The sequence below is a fragment of the Spirosoma gilvum genome (assembly GCF_054776815.1).
Map to the genome: position 1 here is coordinate 856,113 of NZ_BAAHBH010000002.1, position 21,708 is coordinate 877,820.

Annotated in this window: 25 protein-coding genes; 9 read left to right on the plus strand and 16 right to left on the minus strand. The window is 47.8% G+C overall.

The features are described from left to right. Positions 1-201 precede the first annotated feature (201 nt). The 8 genes from ACYVFD_RS08310 to ACYVFD_RS08345 all read left to right on the plus strand — a co-directional run bounded on the left by ACYVFD_RS08310 (position 202) and on the right by ACYVFD_RS08345 (position 6,994). Entirely contained in the window at positions 202-687 is a 486-nt protein-coding gene (locus ACYVFD_RS08310) for a hypothetical protein (protein ID WP_461089419.1), read from the plus strand. After that, complete coding sequence (locus tag ACYVFD_RS08315) at positions 665-865, plus strand: helix-turn-helix transcriptional regulator (RefSeq protein ID WP_461089420.1); 201 nt, start codon at positions 665-667, stop codon at positions 863-865. Before ACYVFD_RS08310 ends, ACYVFD_RS08315 begins: the two co-directional genes overlap by 23 nt. A gap of 4 nt (positions 866-869) precedes the next feature. Then, a complete protein-coding gene (locus ACYVFD_RS08320) occupies positions 870-1,451 on the plus strand; it encodes a zeta toxin family protein (protein WP_461089421.1) in 582 nt (193 codons plus the stop codon). Next, a complete protein-coding gene (locus ACYVFD_RS08325) occupies positions 1,435-1,593 on the plus strand; it encodes a hypothetical protein (protein ID WP_461089422.1) in 159 nt (52 codons plus the stop codon). The genes ACYVFD_RS08320 and ACYVFD_RS08325 overlap by 17 nt, the downstream gene beginning before the upstream one ends. Positions 1,594-1,716: 123 nt before the next feature. Next, positions 1,717-3,636, plus strand: a complete 1,920-nt coding sequence (locus ACYVFD_RS08330; RefSeq protein ID WP_461089423.1) for a CocE/NonD family hydrolase — start codon at positions 1,717-1,719, stop codon at positions 3,634-3,636. 78 nt (positions 3,637-3,714) lie between these two features. After that, on the plus strand, positions 3,715-4,665 hold the full coding sequence (locus tag ACYVFD_RS08335) for an Rpn family recombination-promoting nuclease/putative transposase (protein WP_461089424.1): 951 nt from the start codon (positions 3,715-3,717) through the stop codon (positions 4,663-4,665). A gap of 42 nt (positions 4,666-4,707) precedes the next feature. After that, positions 4,708-5,442, plus strand: a complete 735-nt coding sequence (locus ACYVFD_RS08340) for an ABC transporter ATP-binding protein (protein WP_461089426.1) — start codon at positions 4,708-4,710, stop codon at positions 5,440-5,442. Then, positions 5,435-6,994, plus strand: a complete 1,560-nt coding sequence (locus ACYVFD_RS08345) for an ABC transporter permease/substrate-binding protein (protein ID WP_461089427.1) — start codon at positions 5,435-5,437, stop codon at positions 6,992-6,994. The genes ACYVFD_RS08340 and ACYVFD_RS08345 overlap by 8 nt, the downstream gene beginning before the upstream one ends. Positions 6,995-7,088: 94 nt before the next feature. On the opposite strand, the gene ACYVFD_RS08350 is transcribed toward ACYVFD_RS08345, so the two are convergent. The 8 genes from ACYVFD_RS08350 to ACYVFD_RS08385 all read right to left on the minus strand — a co-directional run bounded on the left by ACYVFD_RS08350 (position 7,089) and on the right by ACYVFD_RS08385 (position 14,209). Continuing rightward, complete coding sequence (locus ACYVFD_RS08350; protein WP_461089428.1) at positions 7,089-7,979, minus strand: flavin reductase family protein; 891 nt, start codon at positions 7,977-7,979, stop codon at positions 7,089-7,091. Continuing rightward, positions 7,976-8,674 (minus strand): hypothetical protein, encoded by a 699-nt coding sequence (locus ACYVFD_RS08355; protein WP_461089429.1) that lies wholly within the window; start codon positions 8,672-8,674, stop codon positions 7,976-7,978. Before ACYVFD_RS08355 ends, ACYVFD_RS08350 begins: the two co-directional genes overlap by 4 nt. Further along, on the minus strand, positions 8,671-9,165 hold the full coding sequence (locus tag ACYVFD_RS08360; RefSeq protein WP_461089430.1) for a hypothetical protein: 495 nt from the start codon (positions 9,163-9,165) through the stop codon (positions 8,671-8,673). Before ACYVFD_RS08360 ends, ACYVFD_RS08355 begins: the two co-directional genes overlap by 4 nt. A gap of 34 nt (positions 9,166-9,199) precedes the next feature. Next, a complete protein-coding gene (gene fahA, locus ACYVFD_RS08365; RefSeq protein ID WP_461089431.1) occupies positions 9,200-10,390 on the minus strand; it encodes a fumarylacetoacetase in 1,191 nt (396 codons plus the stop codon). Between the two features lie 63 nt (positions 10,391-10,453). Next, entirely contained in the window at positions 10,454-10,891 is a 438-nt protein-coding gene (locus ACYVFD_RS08370) for a MarR family winged helix-turn-helix transcriptional regulator (protein ID WP_461089432.1), read from the minus strand. A gap of 101 nt (positions 10,892-10,992) precedes the next feature. Next, positions 10,993-11,727, minus strand: a complete 735-nt coding sequence (gene phhA, locus ACYVFD_RS08375; RefSeq protein ID WP_461089433.1) for a phenylalanine 4-monooxygenase — start codon at positions 11,725-11,727, stop codon at positions 10,993-10,995. Positions 11,728-11,835: 108 nt separating this feature from the next. Beyond that, on the minus strand, positions 11,836-12,975 hold the full coding sequence (gene hppD / locus ACYVFD_RS08380; RefSeq protein WP_461089434.1) for a 4-hydroxyphenylpyruvate dioxygenase: 1,140 nt from the start codon (positions 12,973-12,975) through the stop codon (positions 11,836-11,838). A gap of 73 nt (positions 12,976-13,048) precedes the next feature. Then, positions 13,049-14,209 carry a homogentisate 1,2-dioxygenase gene (locus tag ACYVFD_RS08385; RefSeq protein ID WP_461089435.1) on the minus strand — a complete coding sequence of 387 codons (1,161 nt, stop codon included), beginning with the start codon at positions 14,207-14,209 and terminating at the stop codon, positions 13,049-13,051. 320 nt (positions 14,210-14,529) lie between these two features. Here ACYVFD_RS08385 and ACYVFD_RS08390 point away from each other — a divergent pair, with 320 nt between their 5' ends. Next, entirely contained in the window at positions 14,530-15,438 is a 909-nt protein-coding gene (locus tag ACYVFD_RS08390) for a nucleotidyltransferase family protein (RefSeq protein WP_461089436.1), read from the plus strand. A gap of 68 nt (positions 15,439-15,506) precedes the next feature. On the opposite strand, the gene ACYVFD_RS08395 is transcribed toward ACYVFD_RS08390, so the two are convergent. The 8 genes from ACYVFD_RS08395 to ACYVFD_RS08430 form a co-directional block, all read right to left on the minus strand. After that, positions 15,507-16,874, minus strand: coding sequence for an OmpA family protein (locus ACYVFD_RS08395; RefSeq protein ID WP_461089437.1), 1,368 nt, complete (start codon positions 16,872-16,874; stop codon positions 15,507-15,509). Between the two features lie 254 nt (positions 16,875-17,128). Then, positions 17,129-17,536 carry a DUF4136 domain-containing protein gene (locus tag ACYVFD_RS08400; protein ID WP_461089438.1) on the minus strand — a complete coding sequence of 136 codons (408 nt, stop codon included), beginning with the start codon at positions 17,534-17,536 and terminating at the stop codon, positions 17,129-17,131. Between the two features lie 32 nt (positions 17,537-17,568). Continuing rightward, on the minus strand, positions 17,569-17,700 hold the full coding sequence (locus ACYVFD_RS08405; RefSeq protein WP_461089439.1) for a hypothetical protein: 132 nt from the start codon (positions 17,698-17,700) through the stop codon (positions 17,569-17,571). 77 nt (positions 17,701-17,777) lie between these two features. After that, on the minus strand, positions 17,778-19,442 hold the full coding sequence (locus ACYVFD_RS08410; RefSeq protein WP_461089440.1) for an amidase: 1,665 nt from the start codon (positions 19,440-19,442) through the stop codon (positions 17,778-17,780). Between the two features lie 49 nt (positions 19,443-19,491). After that, positions 19,492-20,100 (minus strand): dephospho-CoA kinase, encoded by a 609-nt coding sequence (coaE, locus tag ACYVFD_RS08415; RefSeq protein ID WP_461089441.1) that lies wholly within the window; start codon positions 20,098-20,100, stop codon positions 19,492-19,494. Between the two features lie 49 nt (positions 20,101-20,149). After that, a complete protein-coding gene (locus tag ACYVFD_RS08420; protein WP_461089442.1) occupies positions 20,150-20,866 on the minus strand; it encodes a hypothetical protein in 717 nt (238 codons plus the stop codon). A gap of 7 nt (positions 20,867-20,873) precedes the next feature. Continuing rightward, positions 20,874-21,194, minus strand: a complete 321-nt coding sequence (yajC, locus tag ACYVFD_RS08425) for a preprotein translocase subunit YajC (RefSeq protein ID WP_461089443.1) — start codon at positions 21,192-21,194, stop codon at positions 20,874-20,876. A gap of 18 nt (positions 21,195-21,212) precedes the next feature. Continuing rightward, positions 21,213-21,665, minus strand: coding sequence for a DUF1573 domain-containing protein (locus ACYVFD_RS08430; RefSeq protein ID WP_461089444.1), 453 nt, complete (start codon positions 21,663-21,665; stop codon positions 21,213-21,215). Positions 21,666-21,708: the final 43 nt, after the last annotated feature.

Sequence of the window (21,708 nt, forward strand, 5' to 3'; positions counted from 1 at the left end):
AATCTCAATGTTATTGATTGGTCAAGCTTGAGATTCCTCCCTCCGGACTGTGCGTCCCAGTCGGATTGACAAAATCTTCCATTTTCATCTTGATGTAGAAATCCTGCGTATTTCATGATTTTTTTACTGGTGTGTAAAGTTTATTTTACAATATGGCAAATATATTTTACGTTTGTAGTGTAAAACAAACTTTACATACAAATGAAAACCAAATGGCTTTTCCCGCATTCGTACCGCCTGATAGGCTGGTTCATTTTTGTTCCATCGGCAGTTCTTGGGCTAGCTACTATGTATGCTGACTTCAACATTAGCTGGTTAGTGGCTACAGCTTTAAACAAGCCGGTGATGATTAATTTAGAAAATTCGACCGGGCATTTTGTCGATATTCAAAACTTGACGGATGAACTGGCCGGTGTAGGCGTAATTGTAGGACTCATGTTCATTGCGTTCTCGCGTGAAAAAACAGAAGATGAAATGATTAGTCAGCTTCGGCTCGAAGCGTTGCAGTGGAGCGTATACGTAAACTACCTGATTCTGGCAATTGCTATTCTGACGGTTTATGACAACGCTTTCTTCAATGTCATGATTTACAACATGTTCACTGTGTTGCTGGTATTCATTATTCGTTTTCGCTGGCTCATGTTCGGCACTACCTCCTTACGTTATGAAAAACCGACTGAAAGTTGAACGAGCCGAACAAAACCTGTCGCAGGCTGACCTGGCCGACCGCATTGGGGTAAGTCGACAAACGATCAACTCGATTGAAGCAGGGCGTTACGTACCATCGACCATATTAGCGCTAAAACTGGCGCAGGTTTTCGGCAAGCCGGTTGAGCATATCTTTACGCTCGAAGAAACTGATTAGCACCATGCCGAATTTGTATATTCTGGCCGGGCCTAACGGAGCCGGAAAAACGACAACTGCCTATTCGCTGTTACCAGAAATCTTAAATGTCTGGGAATTTGTCAATGCTGATGAAATAGCAAGAGGATTGTCGCCCTTTCGCCCCGACTCAGTAGCGTTCGAAGCTGGACGAATTATGCTGCAACGAATCGATTCTCTGCTTGAAAAGGGTGTTGATTTTGCCTTTGAAACGACTCTTTCAACTCGTTCGTATGTGCAAACGATTCAACGTGCAAGGAAGGCTGGGTATCAGGTTACGCTTATTTTTATATATTTATCGTCGCCGGAAATGGCTGTCAGCCGAGTCGCCAAACGTGTATCAATGGGCGGGCACAATATTCCAACTGATGTTGTTTATCGTAGATACGAACGGGCATTAGCAAACTTATTTTCACTATATCTCCCTATTTGTGATCTTTTTCTGATTGTTAATAATAGTGGCGAATACCCTATAGAATTGGCAAAAGGTGGCTTATTAGTCGATGAGACAATTACAGATTTGACTTTGTGGAATTCTTTGAAGAACAAGTATGGAAACAGGAATTAAAAAGGAGGATTTTGCTGAGAAGATCATGCAGGGCGTTCTATTGGCTCATAAACGCCTAATAGAAAAGGCAAAACGGGACGATGATACGCTGGTGATTGAGCGCGACGGAAAACCCGTTCGGGTTAAAGCCCGTGATTTGTAGTCGATCCTAACTTCCAATACTATACAAAAGTCGCCTGCTGTAAAGTGGGCGTTTTTTGTGCAGTCTGCGAACCGATAGCGCATTATCTTTACGATAGTCAAGTCCTCTTAACTTATCAACAACATGAAATACTGGCTTTACCTACTGCTCCTGCTGATAGGCCCCGTTTCGGTCCAGGCACAATCGACTGCATCGGGTAATTTCGTTAAGGAAACCTATCAGAAGTTCGAATACAAAATTCCCATGCGCGACGGTACGAAACTGCATACGGCCGTGTACGTACCCAAAGATGCATCACCGACAGTCAGGTACCCGTTTCTGATGCAGCGGACCTGCTACAGCGTAGCTCCTTACGGAACCGATGCCTATCCGGTACAGGTCGGACCCTCTAAAACGCTCATGCGGGAGAAGTATATTTTTGTGTATCAGGACGTTCGGGGTCGCTGGGAGTCGGAGGGTGTTTGGACGAACATGACACCGACTGTAACTGACCAGCAACCGGTTCCTACTGCAAAAAATAAGGGCAATAGGAAAACGGCAAAACCCATTAGTAGCACATTGGTTGATGAAAGCTCGGACACCTACGATACCATTGAGTGGCTGCTCAAAAACGTACCGAACAACAACGGTCGGGTAGGGCAGTGGGGAATCAGTTATCCAGGTTTTTATACAGTTGCGGGTGCTGTTGGGGCTCATCCGGCATTAAAAGCGTCGTCACCACAAGCACCCGTTTCGGATTTCTTTTTTGATGATTTTCACCATAATGGCGCTTTCATTCAAGCCTATATCTTTACCTACCCCGTGTTTGGTATCCAGCATCCTGCGCCTACGACGCAACCCTGGTTTGCTAGCCAGATGATTAACACGGGCACTAAAGACGGGTTTCAGTGGCAGTATGATTTGGGTCCGCTGAAAAATGCTGACAAGTACTACAAAGACAATTTCTTCTGGCAGGAAACCGTCAATCACCCAAATTACGATGAATTCTGGCAAAAGCGGAGCATTATTCCGCACCTCAAAAATATCAATCACGCCTTGATGACCGTCGGCGGTTGGTTCGACGCGGAGGATTTGTACGGGCCGCTGAATATCTATAAAACGGTTGAAAAGAATAATGCCGGTACGTATAACACGCTGGTAATGGGGCCATTCGGGCATGGGCGCTGGTCGGCCGAAACGGGGCATACCCTGCACAGCAATATCTATTTTGGTGATAGCATTGCTACATTTTATCAGCGCAATATCGAAGCGAAATTCTTTACGCATTTTCTGAAAGGCGCGGGCGATGGCAAAACCGGCTTGCCCGAAGCGTATCTGTTCGACACAGGAAAGAAAGAATGGAAAACGTTCGATAAGTGGCCAGCGGTCAATGCGCAGACAACGCCCTTGTATTTGTCGAGCAATGGACAGTTGGCGCAACAGGCTGGTACTGGTTATTCTGAATTTGTCAGTGATCCGATGAAGCCCGTTCCATATACCGAAGACCTTACTACATTGCAGGGATTTACACCCTTCAACTATATGTCCGAAGATCAGCGGTTTGCTAGCCGTCGGCCCGATGTACTGACGTTCCAGACCGATGTGCTGACGGAAGACCTGACATTAGGAGGGGAGATTATGGCCAAACTCAAGGTGAGCACAACAGGGACCGATGCCGATTGGGTTGTCAAACTCATCGACGTGTATCCGCCCGACGAACCGAATCATGACTATATGCCGAATAAGAATATTACGCTGGGTAATTACCAGCAGATGGTCCGTTCGGAAGCCATGCGTGGCCGATTCCGTAATTCCTTTGAAAAACCCGAACCGTTTAAGGCAGGTGAAAAAACCGATGTTAATTTTCGGTTGCAGGACGTGTTGCATACGTTCAAAAAAGGACATCGCGTCATGATTCAGGTGCAGAGTACATGGTTCCCACTCATTGACCGAAACCCACAGAAATATGTGGATAATATCTACAAAGCCGATGCGTCCGACTTTCAGAAAGCGACCCATCACGTGTATGACGACTCGGTGATTGAGGTACAGGTGTTGAAGTAAGCAATCGGCAGCTTAGCTCAATCAGGATTTTATTTGTTCATGGGAAGGTGTAGTTTTACGCTATGTAACCACCGGCTTATGGAAAGTGAATCAAGATTTATTAATCCTTTTACAGATTATGGATTCAAGCGATTATTTGGCACAGAAGCGAATAAAGCGTTGCTAATCGATTTTCTGAATCAATTATTACCCGAAAAGCACCAGATTGCCGATCTACACTACGCTCAAAACGAACATTTTGGCTTAAACGAAAAAGATCGTAAAGCTGTTTTTGACGTATATTGTATCAGTAGAAACGGCGATCGGTTTATTGCCGAATTGCAGCGAGCGCGGCAAGCCTATTTTAAAGATCGAAGTGTTTTTTATGCATCGTTTCCTATTCAGGAGCAAGGACAAACAAACGATTGGAATTTCCAACTGGCGGCTGTTTATACGGTGGCTATCCTAAATTTTACACTGGCTGAAAATCGGGATATGTCTGACGTTGTATCGGTGGTTCAGTTGAAAGACCAGCATGGGCGTGTGTTTTATGACAAGCTAACCTTTATTTATCTGGAAATGCCAAAATTCACTAAATCTATTAGTCAACTGGAGACGCAAGCCGACAAATGGCAATATATCTTCAAAAACCTGGAGCGACTGCGAAAACGGCCTCCTGAAATTAAGGAGCAAATATTTCAGCAGTTATTCGATGCCGCTGAAGTAGCCAAATTCGGCAAAACCGAACGGGCTCGCTATGAGCAAAGTTTAAAACATTATCGAGACCTGAACAACGTATTAGATTATGCCGAACAGGAAGGTCGACAGACTGGATATGAACAAGGTATAGAAGCAGGTCGACAAGTAGGTTTACAGGAGGGTATCAAGGAAGGTATTAAGGAAGGGCTCCAAAAAGGCAGGGAGGAGGGAATGTATGAACAGACCATAAATATTGCCCGGAATGCGTTGGCGGCCGGAATGTCGGTGGCCGATATTGCTAAACTGACCGGTTTGTCGGAACTTGAACTTCAGCAGTTAGCAGCCTCCTAAATGGAGGACATTATGAACCGGCATAATGACTGGTTTAATTAAATGATCGACATTCGGAATCTCACTAAACAATTTGCTTCACACACGGCCGTTCTTGATCTCTCGCTCACCGTTGCGCAGGGCGAAACACTGGTTTTGTTAGGAACAAGCGGATGCGGCAAAACAACTACGCTTAAAATGATCAATCGACTGATTGAGCCTACCAGCGGTTCGATCAGCGTGGGCGGAGTTGATGTAATGAAACAGCCCGCTTTTGAACTCCGACGACGGATTGGGTATGTTATTCAGGATGGAGGATTGTTTCCGCATTATACCGTTGCGGAAGCGATTGCTACTGTACCTAAGTTATTGAGTTGGGAAACTGGAGCCATTCAGGAACGTATCAAAGAGCTTATGGACAAACTCCAGCTTTCCACAACTACCTTGTCGCGGTATCCGGCCGAGTTGAGTGGCGGGCAGCGCCAACGGGTTGGGCTGGCGAGAGCGCTGGCGGTTCGGCCACCTGTTGTCTTGATGGATGAGCCTTTTGGCGCACTTGATCCATTTACACGTCGGCAGGTACGTCGGGAGTTGTTTGGGCTGAATGAACTACGCCAAACAACGGTGGTGCTTGTTACCCATGATGTGAGTGAAGCCCTTGAACTGGCCGATCGTATTGCGCTCATGGATGCCGGTCAGATTGTGCAGGTGGGTACACCCGATGAGTTGCTGAAATCACCGGCTTCAGATTTCGTTCGGGATTTTCTGGACGATAAACCTCACCGATTGCATGGCTGAATTCTTTTCGTTCGTTCGGGAGCATATCGATAAATTGCTGGAGCAAACCCTGACGCATATTGGGCTTACGGCCGTTTCGTTGCTCCTGGCTCTGCTACTAGGCGTGCCATTGGGAATTCTGATTTCGCGTCGACGCCGACTGGCCAGTAGTGTGTTGGGCGTTGCTGGTGTCTTGCAAACTGTACCTAGTGTAGCACTTCTTGGCTTCCTGATTCCAGTACTAGGCATTGGCGTTGGGCCAGCATTGATGGCACTGTTCCTCTATGCGCTTCTGCCAATTATCCGAAACACATATGTGGGTATAGTGGAGGTAGATTCTTCGTTGAAAGAAGCTGCCCGTGGAATCGGTATGACCGATCGTCAGGTGTTAACGAACGTTGTGTTGCCGCTAGCGTTGCCCATGATTTTCGCGGGTGTTCGGACGGCCACAGTCATTAATGTCGGTGTAGCGACGCTGGCAGCCTATGTAGCCGCTGGTGGACTGGGCGAATTTATTTTTAGTGGTATTGCGCTCAGTAATGTGAATATGATGTTGGCGGGAGCAATACCGGCTGCATTGTTAGCCATAGGTTTTGATTTTGCATTAGCCCATTTGCAGCAATTGTCCACGCGGAAACTTCACGTTGGCGCCATGGCTTTTGTCATACTGGTACCATTCTTATCTGCTTCTTACTGGCTACCGATTCAGCGGGACAAACTCGTAGCTGGATTTGCCCATGAATTTTACGGACGGGCCGATGGCTACCCCGGTTTGCAGAAAACGTATGGATTGAACCTGCGTCCACGACTGATCGATCAGAACCTGATGTACGAAGCTATTCACCGAGGGCAGGTCGACATTATTAGTGGCTACTCGACCGATGGGCGAATTAAAGCATTCGACTTGGTGGTTTTGACTGATAATCGACACGCGTTTCCGCCGTACGATGCTGCTCCAGTTGTTCGACAGGCTGCGCTGGAGCGTTTCCCCAACCTAGGTCAAACATTGAATCTGCTGGCTGGGAAATTGCCAGATTCGGTTATGACGGCGCTGAATTATCAGGTCGATTATCAGAAACAGTCACTGGAAGTAGTGGCCCGTAATTTTCTGAAACAGGCTGGCTTGTACAAACTGCCAGGGTCAGTTGAACGCAATGAAACCATTGTGATGGGGTCGAAAGTATTTACGGAGCAATACATTCTGGCCGAGATTTACCGACAGTTGATCGAAGGGCATACGCGATTACGGGTCGTTACCAAAACGGGACTGGGAGGCACCCAAATCTGTTTTGATGCGCTACGGACAGGTGCCATCGATTTTTATCCAGAATATACAGGTACGGGGCTATTGGTGATTCTACAACCTTCGGCCAATACACTAGCGCATCTACCCATGCAGTCTGATTCAATTTATCAGTTCGACCGGCAACAGTTTCAGCAACAGTATCAACTAAACTGGTTGAAACCACTGGGGTTTAACAATAGCTATTGCCTGATGATGCGCCGTGAACAGGTTGATGAGTTGGGTATTAAGACGATTGAGGATTTGACGCACTTCCTGGCAAAAAGATAGAACACAGATTATTATGATGCCGGGCCGACGTCTCGGTTATGATTTACACAGATCTTAACCGAGACGTCGGCCCGGCATCATAATAATCTGTGTTCTATCCTTGTAGCAGCGTCAGCCAGGCTTCTTGTACCTTATTATCAGCCAATAATTTTTTCGCTCGAAGGTGAAGCAAATCAGGTAAGTACTGGCAACCGTAACGCGCTTCCTCAAATAAGTCGTTTAGAATTCCCGATTCCCGATAGGTACTAATTTCATCTGGAGTGGGTAGGGACGAAAAACTGCCCAATTTCCCCAGATCATTGCCCGATAAAATCGCACTGTTGCGAATGGGTGCCGGTAGTTGATCGATGCCAATACCTACTTTGGGACGGGTCACTTCAAAAAGCGCATCGCCCTGCGCTCGTGCGTACCAGTCGGCGCCCATACGACCAATCAGATCAATACGATGAGGATCGACCAGACCGGTTTCGTCGAAAATAGATTCCTGAAAATGAGCCATCACAATCTCACAGATCACCAGATAGCCCGCGCCAGGTAAGTCGGCCTGCTGGTTCATCGGAATAATCTGCCGGACCAGGCATTCGTAGGACGCAGGCGCTTCTGCTACCCGTGGTGGACGAACTCGATCCGAAGGGATAGCTGTAAATCCGCCTTTTTCAAATTCATTGATACCCCTTTCAAACTCAGCACTCGTGAGCGACATCTGTTCAACCATGGCATAATTAACAATGTTGATCACCACTTCGCCTACTTCCTCGAGATTGAGCAAGGTGTGTTTTTTATGCCCGTGTCGATTAATAGTTGGCGTAAAAATCAGCGTCGGCGGGTTGTATCCGGCAATATTGAAAAAACTGAACGGACTCAGGTTGACGTTGCCCATTGCATCAATTGTACTGGCAAACGCAATGGGGCGTGGACCCACAGTGCCGATCATGTACCGGTAAAACTCATTAGGCGCTAAATCGGCGAGGTTGACGGTTTTCATAGTGAGTGTTTTGTTGAGCTGGCTCGGTAAAAAAGTTGTAAGGAGATACCCTCTCCAAATGCCCAACTGGTTCCTGCTACCGGGCCAACTCCGGGTAAATAAATAGGAGCAGGTCGTTCATCATGGCTGGTATAAGGAGCCAGTAGGTTTATCCGGAATTGGATTCGTAAGGCTAACTGATTGGTTAATGGCAGAAAACTACCCATAAAAACTTCACTACCAATAGCAATACGAGTTTGTTGGGGAATGGGTCCGACATAATCGCCGAAATAAGAACCTGCGAAGCGATACACTCCTTCTTCGTTCCAAACGCTCAGCAAGGCGGCAGCTCCGATGCCTATTCTATGCATTCGTCGTTCGTGGCCCAGCTTCAGGTAATACCCGTATCCGGATTGAGTAATCCGATTATTGCGCACCTGAGTATTGCCATTTGACTGAAGCGATATATCGGATTTCGAATGAAAACTGCTAAAGCCTGGGGTGATATGGAGGTATCTATTGGGTTTGTTCAGCGGAAGAATAATACTAGGTTCTACTATGATGGCACTACCAATACCTGTTGAGGACCCAATCAGCGGCCATACATTTTTTAAGAGGTCAATGCCTATGTCGATTTGGCGGCTGGCCGTATCCTGCGCTTTACCGTTACCAGACGAGATAAGCACCAGGAAAATAAGCAGGTATAGTCGTTTCATAGGCTAATGCTTAGTTGAATGCCTGTTTCTGAGGTAGCGGGTCTAAGGAAGCCTCCGTTAAACGAATTTTGTGTGTAGTATATATTGTCAACTTTCCCACGGGTTAGCTGCACATTCCTCAAGGGGTCAGTAGCAGAAGGGTACAAATCGAAAACATAGCCACAGGTGCCGTTTTTGTAATAAAAATTACGTTTGTAATACACCGTAATGGTTTCCAGATGCTTGTCGATAACGAACGCATAGCGGGTGCTATCGGCATTTAAATTTATTGGGAGCTGAAAAATGACATATGGTCCACTTGCTTTGGACGAAAATGGTTGAACTGGTTTACCAGTTGCCCCTATTCCATACAACGTATCAATTTGAAAGGCCGTCTGTGCACTAAGTTGCAGCGTAAGTATTGGCTCATCGCTTGGTCCGCAATCTTCACACGACCAGAAAGCTGTGCAGGCAGCTATAGTAAAAACATAAAAAAGCCATCGTACGGGCATACAGGCAACGGTTTAGAACAGGACTCCAAGTATACTAAAACCGTTGGAAAGATGGCAAAATACTTCCTGCGACTTCGCCAAACTCAATAGTACTACGCTTGTTTCGACCCGTAGCGCGGAACGTGACCTGATCCCCATCGGCGAGGAACGTTCGGATTAACGTTTCGGATAGATGCAGGGGCCGTTCACCATTCCAACTTAATTCAAGTAGTGAACCGTAGCTGCCTGGTGTGTCGCCCGAGATTGTTCCTGTCGCCAGTACATCGCCGATGTTCAGGTTGCATCCGCCAACAGTATGGTGAGCGATCATCTGTGCAAAGCTCCAGTACAGATACTGGGTATTGGTGCGACTTATACAGATTTCGTCGCCATCGACAGGTCGTAGCCAAATCTCCAGATCGAGGTCGAAATGGCCCGGCTCATTGCCTTGTAGATAGGGGAGGGGCGTTGGTTTCTGAGCTGGCCCTGTTATACGGAACGGCTCTAAATCGTCAAACGGAACCACCCAGGCTGACAGACTCGACGCAAAGTTTTTGCCCAGAAATGGCCCAAGCGGTTGGTATTCCCATCGCTGAATATCGCGGGCAGACCAGTCGTTGAATAGTGTAACCCCAAAAATGTAGTCTTCTGCTTCGGCTATTGGAACGGGTTCGCCCAGCGGGTTTGACTTGCCAATGATCAATCCGAGCTCCAGTTCAAAATCCAGCTTCTGCGAAGGGCCGAAAACGGGTTGCTTATCATCGCCTAAAAACTGGCCATTGGGTCGGCGGATAGGTGTACCGGATACCACAATAGACGATGCCCGGCCATGATACGCAACCGGCATATGTCTGTAGTTGGGTAGTAACGGATCACCCGAAGGACGAAACATGCGCCCTACATGTTCGGCATGGTGAATACCCGCGTAGAAATCGGTGTAGTCGCCAATACGGACGGGTAGGTGCATCTGTACCCGCGACTGGTGAATAAACACCTGATCGTGCACTTCAGCAAAAGCGCGGGTATCGTCGGCTAAAAGCTCAGTAAGACGCTGACGAACGGCTAAATGAGTCGGCTTTCCTGAAGCAATGAACTCATTCAATACCGGTTGAGCAAACACGACCGGGTCAATACCCAATTCATCGAAATAGCCCAATAGCCCCACTACTTCCAGATCAAGCACGTAATCGCCGTGTTTGAATCCGACGCGGGGAGAAGCAATGCCGTAACTGAAAATGCCGTACATAACGTAATGCGGGTGGAAACCCGCGCTAAAAAACTACCATTGCGGGTTTCCACCCGCATTACGTTAATCACTAATATTACTATAGATCGAATCCATAATTCGGACGAAATGCTGATAGTCTTCGTCGCTCAGGTCGCCCCAGCCTTTGCGTCGCATGGCCGATACAACGGGTAGCACTTCATGGTATTTCGCTTCTCCGGCTTCGGTCAGATAGACCAGAAACTTTCGCCGATCAGTGTCAGTCATGCGTCGTTCGGTCAGTCCTTTTTGCGAAAGCAGGTCGATAATTCGGGTGACGGTTGGCGCATCTTTGGTCGTCATGTCCGAAATCGTATTCTGGCTGATACCCGGATTTCGATAGAGGTGGTCAATCACAACCCACTGATCGACGGTCAGATCAAATCCGGCATCGTTGAACTGCTTTTGGAGGGCATTCCGAATCTTTTTGATTGTGGTGTCAATCTTAAAAAAATAAGCACGCGTATCAGATGGATGCGTCACGATTTAATGAGTAATGAATAATGTAGGATGTACAATGGCCTGGTTATGAGTCTCTATTTGAATAATAGCTGAGTCGACAGTCCAAAATTATTCATTATCCATCATACATTATTCATTTGCAGGAGTTCTTCCAGGACAGATTCTATTTCTGCCACAGAATGATAAAGCTGTTCATAAGAGTCAATGACGAAATACTGCTCCTGAAAATGGTCGATGATATAAGGCGTTTTGAGTAGCGTTTCGACATCATAAGGCACTCGTTTGGGGACTGGGCTATACAAGCTGTACGTTGTTTCGCCCACCGACGACAAAATTCCACCGCCGTAGATTCGTAGCTCATTTCCTTCCTGAATCAGGCCAAATTCGACCGTGTACCAATATAACCGTGAAATCATGGCAATAGCCTCTTCGCTGTCAATATGATGAAGCGCAATACGGCTCAGAGCCTCCAGAAAATCGCAGAAAGCCTGATTCGACAGCATCGGTACGTGACCGAAGGTGTCGTGAAACATATCGGGCTCGGGTAAGTACTCCAACTGGTCGCGACGGCGAAGCCAGGTCGTTGCCGGGAAATTTCGGTTCGCCATCAACTCAAAAAACTCCCGGTTCGGAATCAGCCCTTCTACAGCACAAACCCGCCAACCCGTCAATGGCTTCAGTCGCGGATTCAAATCCCGTTCAAAATCAGGGATGCAGTCGGCCCGAAAGCCTGTCGCCACAATGCCGTCCAGATAAGCCTGGCTCGCCTTACCGGGCAACTGGGCCATCTGCCGCTCGAACAATAGTCGCCAAACGGCCTGGTCGTCGGGCGTATAGTGGGAATAGGTCTGGTTCATGGTCAATGATAGAATGAGTGAATGAGTGAATGATAGAATAGATAGTGCAAGAATTTATTCACCGCGACGGCGGACCGTTCATTCTATCATTCACTCATTCAAAATTGGTTATAACGTTCCTCGCAGGGCTTGTTCGCGTTCGATGGCTTCGAAGAGGGCTTTGAAGTTGCCTTTCCCGAATGAACGGGCACCCTTGCGCTGGATGATCTCGAAGAAAAGCGTTGGTCGAGGGCAAATTGGTTTGGTGAAAATCTGCAACAGATAACCTTCGTCGTCGCGGTCGGCCAGGATGCCCAGCGGGCGTAGCGTATCAATTTCTTCGTCGATTTTACCGATGCGTTGCGCCAGCTCGTCGTAGTAGGTACTCGGTACGCTCAGAAACTCAACACCCCGATCGCGAAGAGCCAGTATGGTTTCTACGATGTTGTCGGTCGCTACGGCAATGTGCTGCACACCTGGGCCACCATAGAAATCCAGATACTCTTCAATCTGCGACTTTTTCTTCCCTTCGGCGGGCTCATTGATCGGAAATTTGACACGACCGTTGCCATTGCTCATAACCTTGCTCATCAGGGCCGTGTACTCCGTCGAAATATCCTTATCGTCAAACGAAACCAGTTGCTGGAAACCCATCACATCGTGGTAAAAATTCATCCACACGTTCATCTCGTGCCAGCCTACATTGCCAACCATATGGTCAACGTACTTTAGACCAACGTCGTCAGGATGATAGTCGGGTTGCCAGGGTTCATAGCCTGGCAGAAACAGTCCTTTGTAGTCATTTCGCTCCACAAATACATGCAGCGTATCACCATAGGTATGGATACCCGACCGAACCACATAACCGTTATTGTCCTCTTCGCGAGTAGGCTTCATATACGGTTTGGCTCCCCGACGGATGGTTTCGTTAAAGGCGCGGGTAGCATCATCGACCCACAGGGCCACCACTCGAACGCCATCGCCGTGCTGATCGATATGCTGTCCTATTTCGCTGTCGGCATGTAGGGGAGAGGTTAATACCAGCCGAATTTTGCCCTGCTGTACCACATACGATTCGCGGTCGCGGAGACCGGTAGCCAGCCCTGCATGCGCAACAGGCTGAAAGCCAAAGGCCGTCTGAAAATAATGCGCCGATTGACGGGCGTTGCCCACGTACAGCTCAAGATAGTCGGTACCGTTTAGCGGCAAGAAATCCTCCTGAGTGGTAAGTGACGTAGTTTGAGGTTCTACGAGTTCAAGCGTTTCCATAGTTGTTTGTTGATGTTTGTAACGCGGGTGGAAACCCGCGATCTTATATCTAATTCGCGGGTTTCCACCCGCGTTACTCCAGCCACGATTTATAATATTTCCCATCATCAATTTTGAGAGCCTGTTCCGTCAGCATCAGAGGGCGAAATGTATCGACCATGACGGCATATTCCTGCGTTTCTTTCTTGCCAATACTCCGTTCCATAGCACCCGGCGCTGGTCCGTGAGGAATACCACCGGGGTGCAGCGTAATATGTCCCTGGGCGATGTCGTTTCGGCTCATAAAATCACCATCGACGTAATAAATGACTTCGTCGGAATCGATGTTCGAGTGATTGTAGGGGGCTGGTATCGCTAATGGGTGATAGTCGAAGAGCCGGGGTACAAACGAACAGACAACAAACGAATCAGTTTGGAACGTCTGATGAACTGGAGGGGGCTGGTGAACACGGCCTGTAATCGGTTCGAAGTTGAAAATGGAAAACCCGTATGGATAATTGTACCCATCCCAACCCACTACATCGAAGGGGTGCGAAGCGTATACCAGCGAATGGATCGCGCCCTGCTTTTTAATCTTGATCAGAAAGTCGCCCGTTTCATCATGCGTTTCCAGGTCGTGCGGGCGCACGATGTCCCGTTCGCAGAAAGGCGAATGTTCGAGCAGTTGACCAAAATGATTACGATACCGTTTGGGCGTATAGACCGGCGAATGAGATTCGACGAACAGAAGGCGGTTGTCGTTAGTGTCGAACTCAATTTGATAGATCATACCCCGCGGAATAACCAGATAATCGCCGTACTGAAAAGGTATTGTGCCGAGCAGGGTTCGTAATCGGCCCGAGCCCCGATGCACGAAAAGCATCTCGTCCGAATCAGCGTTTTTGTAGAAATAGCTGGTAAGTGATTGTCGGGGAGCCGCTAATCCAAAAATCAAATCGTTGTTAGCCAGTAAAGCAACCCGGCTTTCCAGAAAATCGTCGGCTGGTTCAATGTTGAAGCCTATTAGTTTTCGGGACAGCATGTTTTTCGGGACAGCCAATTTTGGTGTTACGTCGACGCTATCCAGTACGTCGCGCACCATCGTTGGCCGATGAACATGATAGAGCAATGATGACATACCTTCAAAACCAATTGTCCCGAAGAGCTGCTCATAATACAAGCCTTGCCCATTTGGCTTGGCAAACTGCGTATGCCGTTTAGGAGGTATCTGGCCGAGTGTATGGTAGAAAGGCATAGGGTTGATGACGTGTAATTAATTGCTAAGACAACTATTGTTTAGCGTACAATTATAACGACAACTAAAATAAATAGTATATTGTTTAGAAAAATTTCTATTAAACGGTGTTAGGAGAGACAAAATGTATATGACTTAAGTTTAAGCTGTAGCCGATAGCCCTTTTTTCTAACTTTGGGGCGAACTCATTTACTGAGTTATGGCACAGCGAGGCACGGAGTTAAAGGAGATAAACAGAGACTTCTGCAAATCTGGGCATCCGCTATGGCAGTCTGGGCTGTGTAATGACCTTATTTTTACAAGACAACTAACGACTAAAAATGCAACCTACGCTTTTGATTCTGGCGGCTGGAATGGGTAGCCGCTACGGAGGTATCAAACAACTTGATCAGTTTGGGCCAAACGGCGAAACCATCATAGATTACTCATTGTTCGATGCAATTCGTGCTGGTTTCGGCAAGGTTGTATTTATCATCCGGGAGGAACTTCGTCAGGATTTTGAAGAGATTTTTGGCTCGAAGCTGGCTGGTAAGATCGAGGTCGATTATGCTATTCAGGCGCTGGACTCCTATGTACCTGCTGAGGTAGGTCCTGTGAAACGAACTAAACCCTGGGGTACGGGTCATGCGATGCTCTGTGCGAAAAACCACACCCAGACTCCGTTTGCTGTCATTAATGCCGATGATTTTTACGGGCTTGAAGCGTTCCAGCTCATCAGTGATTTTCTGAAAACGGATACGGATGATCAACTTCATGCGATGGTGGGCTACGAAGTGAAGAATACACTTTCCGAAAATGGTTCGGTATCGCGTGGGGTTTGCGAAGTGGCTGAAAACGGCAACCTGATCTCCGTAATTGAACGCACGAAAATTTACGAGACCGAAACTGGGGGAGAGGCAAAGATTGTCTTTGAAGAAGCGGATGGCCTAACGCCACTGTCGCCTGAAACACCGGTGTCGATGAATTTCTGGGGATTCAAGCCGAGTGTGTTTCCGTTGGTACAGCACCAATTTGAAAGCTATGCCATTGCTAACATCAATTCGCCCAAGGCGGAGTTTTATATTCCGACAGTAATGACCAACCTGATTGAATCTGATACGGGACATTGCAAAGTATTTCGCAGTCGGTCGGCCTGGTTTGGGGTAACCTACCCAGAAGATAAGTCAACGGTACAGGCCGCCCTGAAAAAACTGCATGACGATGGCGCTTATCCGGCCAGCCTTTGGTAGAACGGGTAAAAAAACTTCCCGAAAGTTCAGAACTTTCGGGAAGTTAGTCTTCATTATAGTATACGGGTTTATTTCTGTGTCACACGGATCGCAATCCGGCGGTTCTCGGCACGGCCTTCCGGCGTATCGTTCGAGGCCACAGGGTGTTCGGGACCGTAGCCTTCGGCTTCCAGCCGTGATTTGTCAATACCCAGTTTAACTAGCTCACTCATAACTGAATCGGCCCGTTCCTGCGACAGCTTTTTGTTAATAGCGGCACTGCCTGTATTATCCGTATAGCCGCCCAGCTTGATATGCACGTTCGGATATTCTTTCAGGATGGTGGCAATGTTGGTAAGTTGCTCCTGCGATTCAGGGCGAAGCGTAGATTTTCCGGTATCGAACAGGAGCCGGTCGAAGTTGAACCAGGTTGTTTTGTCGACAGGCTTACTCTTGTCTTCAATAAACTGAACGAGTTTATTCTCAACCCCCAGTTCAGGAATATTGAGCTCAATACCCGACGGTAGTTTGCGTTTGAAGAAGGCGCCAAGTTTGGCAGTGGCGTCTTTGAATGCCTGCGCGGCCGAATCCAACGTCACCTCCGCTGAATCGGCTGCTGCACTCATCGTAGAGGATGTACTATCGATAACCGCTTCCGTAGTACTTTCAACGGGTTTCTGGTCCGTATTACATGAGCGGAGAATGAAAAACAAGGCCAGGGCTCCCAGTGCGAGCAACAGCCAGGGAAGCCAGCGATTGCCACCAGACGAAGGCTCATCATCCGTATAAATTGGATCAGGAGCAATCGGGCGCGTAACCGACTCCCGAATTGTCGACGATAAATTATCAGCTTTGCTGGTTAAATTATTGAGAAAGCCTAAACCTGGAATACTCGCCAGGATTGAACCTAGCCCTGATGGAAATTCTGACTCAACATAGTTGGTTTGGCTCTTTAGCAAAGTGGCTAACCCAGGAATGCCCGTATCGTCGTCAGCTATCTTTTGCCCCAATAGGCTGAATAAAACAGGTGCGGCTATATTCATCATCGTGGATGCAGAGGCCTGTTTTACAGCGCTATAAGCTGCTACACCGTTCGTAAGGGCAGTCGCTTTTTCGCCAAAAATGCGTTGGATAAAGCTGGCTCCCATCAACAAGAAATTGCCCGATTGATCGCTATTAGCCAGCAAATGGCTCAGTTGGCCCAAGATGCCCGCAGCAGGTGTAATGACTTCACCCGCTGCCCGATTCGGTGTCATTACTTCGCCAATCAAATCCATAATGGCACTTGTGCCACCTGGCTCAGATGATTTTTGGACTATACCACCCATAATAGCAGATAGGATACCGTCAAAAGCTTTTTTTGTATTTGACTGGCTTTCGCCCAGCATACTGCCTACCTGGCTGATCATTCCATCAGTAAGATAGCTCTTGGCTAATTCTATTAAATTTATGACCATAAGAAAAATAGGTTAATTGTTGATATTCAAATACCTACGTAGTTGGCTATACATATTTAGCTTCCGTCTGATCGCTACGATACGCAGTTAGACGCACTAAGTTTTTTTCGTCACAAGAATGGCTAAGCTTTAGGGCAGATGTTGACTAACATGAAGCTAATACTGACTGAAATTGTAATTTTCAGGCGCAAAAAAACCTGCTGTTTCTGGACAAATCCATAATGCAGCAGGTCTGAGGAGGAGTAGGTAATTGGTTAACTAGTCCGCTCGGGGAATTTTTCAACAATACGTTCGGCTTCTTTGGTAAGTTGAGACGTAATGCGGGACGGATCACCCACGGCGTTTTGAACCGATCCACGCCAGACTAACTGGTGCGTACGGGCATCAACCATATCGACGACCAGCGTACCCGCTTGGTATTTTTCCTGTGTGTATTGAGTACCTCCCCAACCCCACCAGCCAGGACCCCATCCGCGATAGCCCCATCGGCCCCAGCCCATGTAAGGGCCATAAAATGGTGTCGTCGGATTGGCCACAGTACGGGTTTTATTTTCCACAAAGAAATGGTAGCCAATAATTAAATCGGGTTGCGAGGTATTCTCGGTCAAGCCTTTCTGACGCAGCACATCACTCATTGTATTTTCTACACGTTCGGTTGCCAACTGGTTGTAGTAGAGTGGATTTTGTCCAGCTTTTACTCTGAGTCCATCCAGGCAAATGTTTTGTATTTATTGAAATCCGCCCGACTGCTGCTATCCACCGCCACGCGGGGAGAGCAGGCGAAGGAACTGGCTAGTAAGCTAATGACAATCAATAACCGTTTCATAACGCTGTTCATTTAGTATGAACAACAATATAAATGAACGGTTTTTGAAGGGTTTGCTTTTTTAGCCAGTCATACTGTTAGAGAACGGGGTGCTTTTTATGCCACTGTGTGGCGTCCTGATACGCCTTGGCTACAGCCAGCACTTTACCTTCCTCGAAGAGTTGACCCATAAACGTGATACTGGTAGGCATATTTTGCTCGTTAAATCCATTGGGGAGTACTACACACGGATGTCCCGTCAGGTTGGTTAGCGTCAGATTACCACCGGCATAGGCGGGCGACACATACACATCCAGTTTAGCTTCTTTCAACTGAGCGGCCATTTCATTAATAAGCTTTGTGCGGGCACGGTTGGCCTGGATGAATTCGACTGCCGGTACAAAGCGTGATGATCGAAATGAATTCGGCCAGGCATTTTTGTTCTGGCGTGTCAATAAGTCGTCTCGTCCTGAGCGGGTTAGCTCATCGAATGCGGCTGCGGCTTCTACACCCAATAAAAACGAAATTCGGTTGGCTGGCACGCTTGTTGGCAGATCGAAGGGAACCAGTTCAGCCCCCAGGTCACGCAGGGTTTGCAGGGTAAGCGAATCGTTGGCCCGATTGGGGTAATTGCTTTCAAACGCTTTTTTGACGTAGCCAATACGCATGCCTTTTAACGTAGCTAGTGGAGCATACCGAAATGGAGCCGCCATAACCGTTGGGTCGGCTCGGTCGGGGCCATAAATGGCGTTGAAAACCAGCGCGCAATCTTCCACTGAGCGGGTGATTGGCCCAATTTTGTCCATGCTCCAGCTTAACGCCATAGCGCCATGTCGACTAACCCGACCGAATGTTGGCCGAAGACCCGTTGTCCCACAAATCGTTGAAGGCGAAACAATAGAGCCCAGGGTTTCGGTACCAATAGCAAATGGTAATAAACCCGCCGACACGCTGGATGCCGACCCTGCCGACGAACCACTGGAGCCGGTTGCCGAATTCCATGGATTGCGCGTCATGCCCCCATACCATACATCACCCATAGCTAAGGCACCCAATGTCATTTTAGCGCACAGTACGGCGCCAGCCTCTTCGAGTTTTCGGATCACCGTGGCATCCATATCGATTGTCTGGTCTTTGTACGGATTGGCTCCCCAGGTAGTTTTATAGCCTTTGGTAGCTAACAGGTCTTTGGCACCATAAGGAATGCCATGCAATGGTCCCCGATATTTTCCGGCCTTTATCTCCGCATCTGCCCGCTTTGCCTGAGCCATCGCCAGTTCGTCGGTGGTTGTAATCACGCAGTGCAGCTTAGGGTCGTAGGTTTTTAGCCGATTCAAAAAAAACTGCGTAAGCTCAACCGACGTAATCTGTTTGGCGCGAATCAATTGACTCAGTTGCCCAACGGTGTAATACGCCAGCTCATAGCGGTTTTTTGGCAGAGTAACGGTAGTCAGTACCGATGCTTTAAACGACGATGGTCCGGTTGGCATCGTAAACCCTGCTGGTAACGGGTTGAAATACAGTGCCGGAGCTATATCGTTCGGTAAATCGATCTTTCGCAGGGCCTCGTAATTCAATCGGGCATTGTTCAGGTTGTCGAGCATCGAATCGCGTTCGGAGGGCGTAAATTCCAGACCAAAAATTCGGGAAGCTACTTCGACTACATCGGAGGTGATTGGTTTTTTTGGGTCGTCGTTGGTAATGAAAGCTCCCAGCAGAAAGCTACCGGTACAGGCAATAAAAAGGAGGAAACGTTGTTTCATTCGATTGGGCTATTGATGAGTGATAGCCCAAATTACGGCCGAAAGGGCATTAATTCGCGGCAAGGCGCAAAAATTCCTCGTGGAGACGGACAATCTGTGGAAGCAGTAGCTGGCTTTCGTCGTTTTCGAGAATGTAGTCGGCAATCTTCATTCGCTCTTGATCGCTAATCTGACGGGCAATGATATTCAGGATTTCGCTTTCGGGTCGATGCGGATCGCGTTTGCGAATCCGTTCGATACGTAAGGAAACAGGTGCCTGAACCACTACGACTTTGTCGAGCGTGTTGTTGTCGCCAGCGGCTTTCATCAGGGCAGCCTCTTTAATCACATAGGGTTTGCCCATCTGCTGGGTTATCCAGGAGGCTGTATCCGCAAAAACACGAGGGTGAATCACGGCATTAAGTGCAGCCAGCCGTTCAGGACTCCCAAATACCTGCGACGCGACCCAGGCCCGGTTGTAATGCCCCGATACATCATAGGCTTCTGGCCCCAGAACCCGTTTAATATCTGCTTTCAGAATTGGGTCGTGTTCGGTAAGCCATTTGGCACGTTCGTCGGCTTCATATACCGGAATACCTAACGCCCGAAAGACATCACAAACAATGCTTTTGCCGGAGCCTATACCACCCGTAACACCAATCTGAAGAGGAGATTTCATAAAGAGTGAAAGAATAATAGAGTGACTAACTTACTGACGAGCCGCTCTTTCACTCCTTCGCTCTTTCACTCTTTAATTGTGGAGACAGGAGTTCGCCAACTTCAAAACTAACCGCCACGCGGTCGGCGCTGGTGTGCAGGAGTGGATGGCGAAGCTGATTCAACGGAATTTCGTCGTCGTAGTTATCGGAAATACGTTTCCGGGGAATCTTCACCCACAACGTGTCGGGCAATCCCCTGACCAATTTGGCTGGGCCATCAATCTCTATACTTCGGGGAGTCAGGTTGATGACACTAGTCACCACAAAGGGCGGAACCATATGAATGTGCAGACTATCGGCCACCAACTGGACCGTTTTGGTCATTCGCCGATCGAAGTGAACGTCGAGCTTATCCGATACAACGTAATTGACGTGGAGCTTTTTTATATGCTCAGCCAAAGCCGCTGTCAGCAACGACGTATTGATAGCCGTTGCCTGAAGCGGGGATTTTATCGTATAGGTTACCGGTTCAACCCGAAATGGCAACCAGGCATGGCGTAATAATCCCCATCCATCGCTTGATACGTTGACCCGCACCGTCTTCGGCAGGGGCGTTGTGGGTATATACAGCGAATCGTTATAACTGAAGTGTACCGGATAGTCCACATTGAGGGTATAACCCGGCTTGTTGAGCGCACTCAAAAACCAAAACAAAGTCGCTGCTAACAGACAGAGCAGCGCCTTTGTCGGCTGAAATGAGTTGGCATTGGGTGCGTGTGTATTCACAGGAAAATTACTTTTTCTCCTCGGCAGGTTTTACACTGGCTTCGCGGGAAATGGAAGTCCGTTCGAAGACCAGTTTCGTGCCTTTATCAACTTCGAGTGTAACGATGGCTGCTTCTACCGACACAACTTTACCATGCAATCCGCCGATGGTAACCACGGTATCCCCCTTCTTTAGATTATCGATAAATGACTTCTGATCCTTCTGCTTTTTCTGTTGCGGACGGATCATAAAGAAGTAGAAAATGCCGATAATACCCACCCAGAGCAACACATTGTAAATCATGGATGTGTTGGAACCGGCGGCAGCCTGTAATAGTACTGAATGCATAGTTTATTGGTAGGTTAGTTACGATTTTTTAGCAGAGTCAGGTTTGGGATTGACCATCGCTTTAAATTGAAGATCCGTCATGGCAGGCTCTGTGTTGGCAAAGATGGTAACGGTTTTGTTTTGCTGACCCATTTTGCCCCGACTGTTGAAGTGTACCCGCACCGACGACTTTTCGCCCGGCGCAACGGGTTGACGGGGCCATTCGGGTGTAGTACAGCCACAGGAAGCAGTAATATTGTTGATAATCAGTGGGAATTCGCCGGTATTGGTGAAGGTGAAAACGTGATCAACTGTATCCCCTTCGGTTAGCGTGCCGAAATCATAAATACCTTTTTCCTCAAATGAAATCTTAGGCATTTTTTCGGAAGCGATTTCTTTGGAGGCTTCCCCTTGCTTTCGATTGTCGCAGCTTATCTGCCCAAACCCAACGCCAACGGTAATGGCTACAAACAGCCAATTTCTGAGGTGCATAATTAAAAAGTTATCCAAGTCGTAAAGTTATACAGTTATAGAG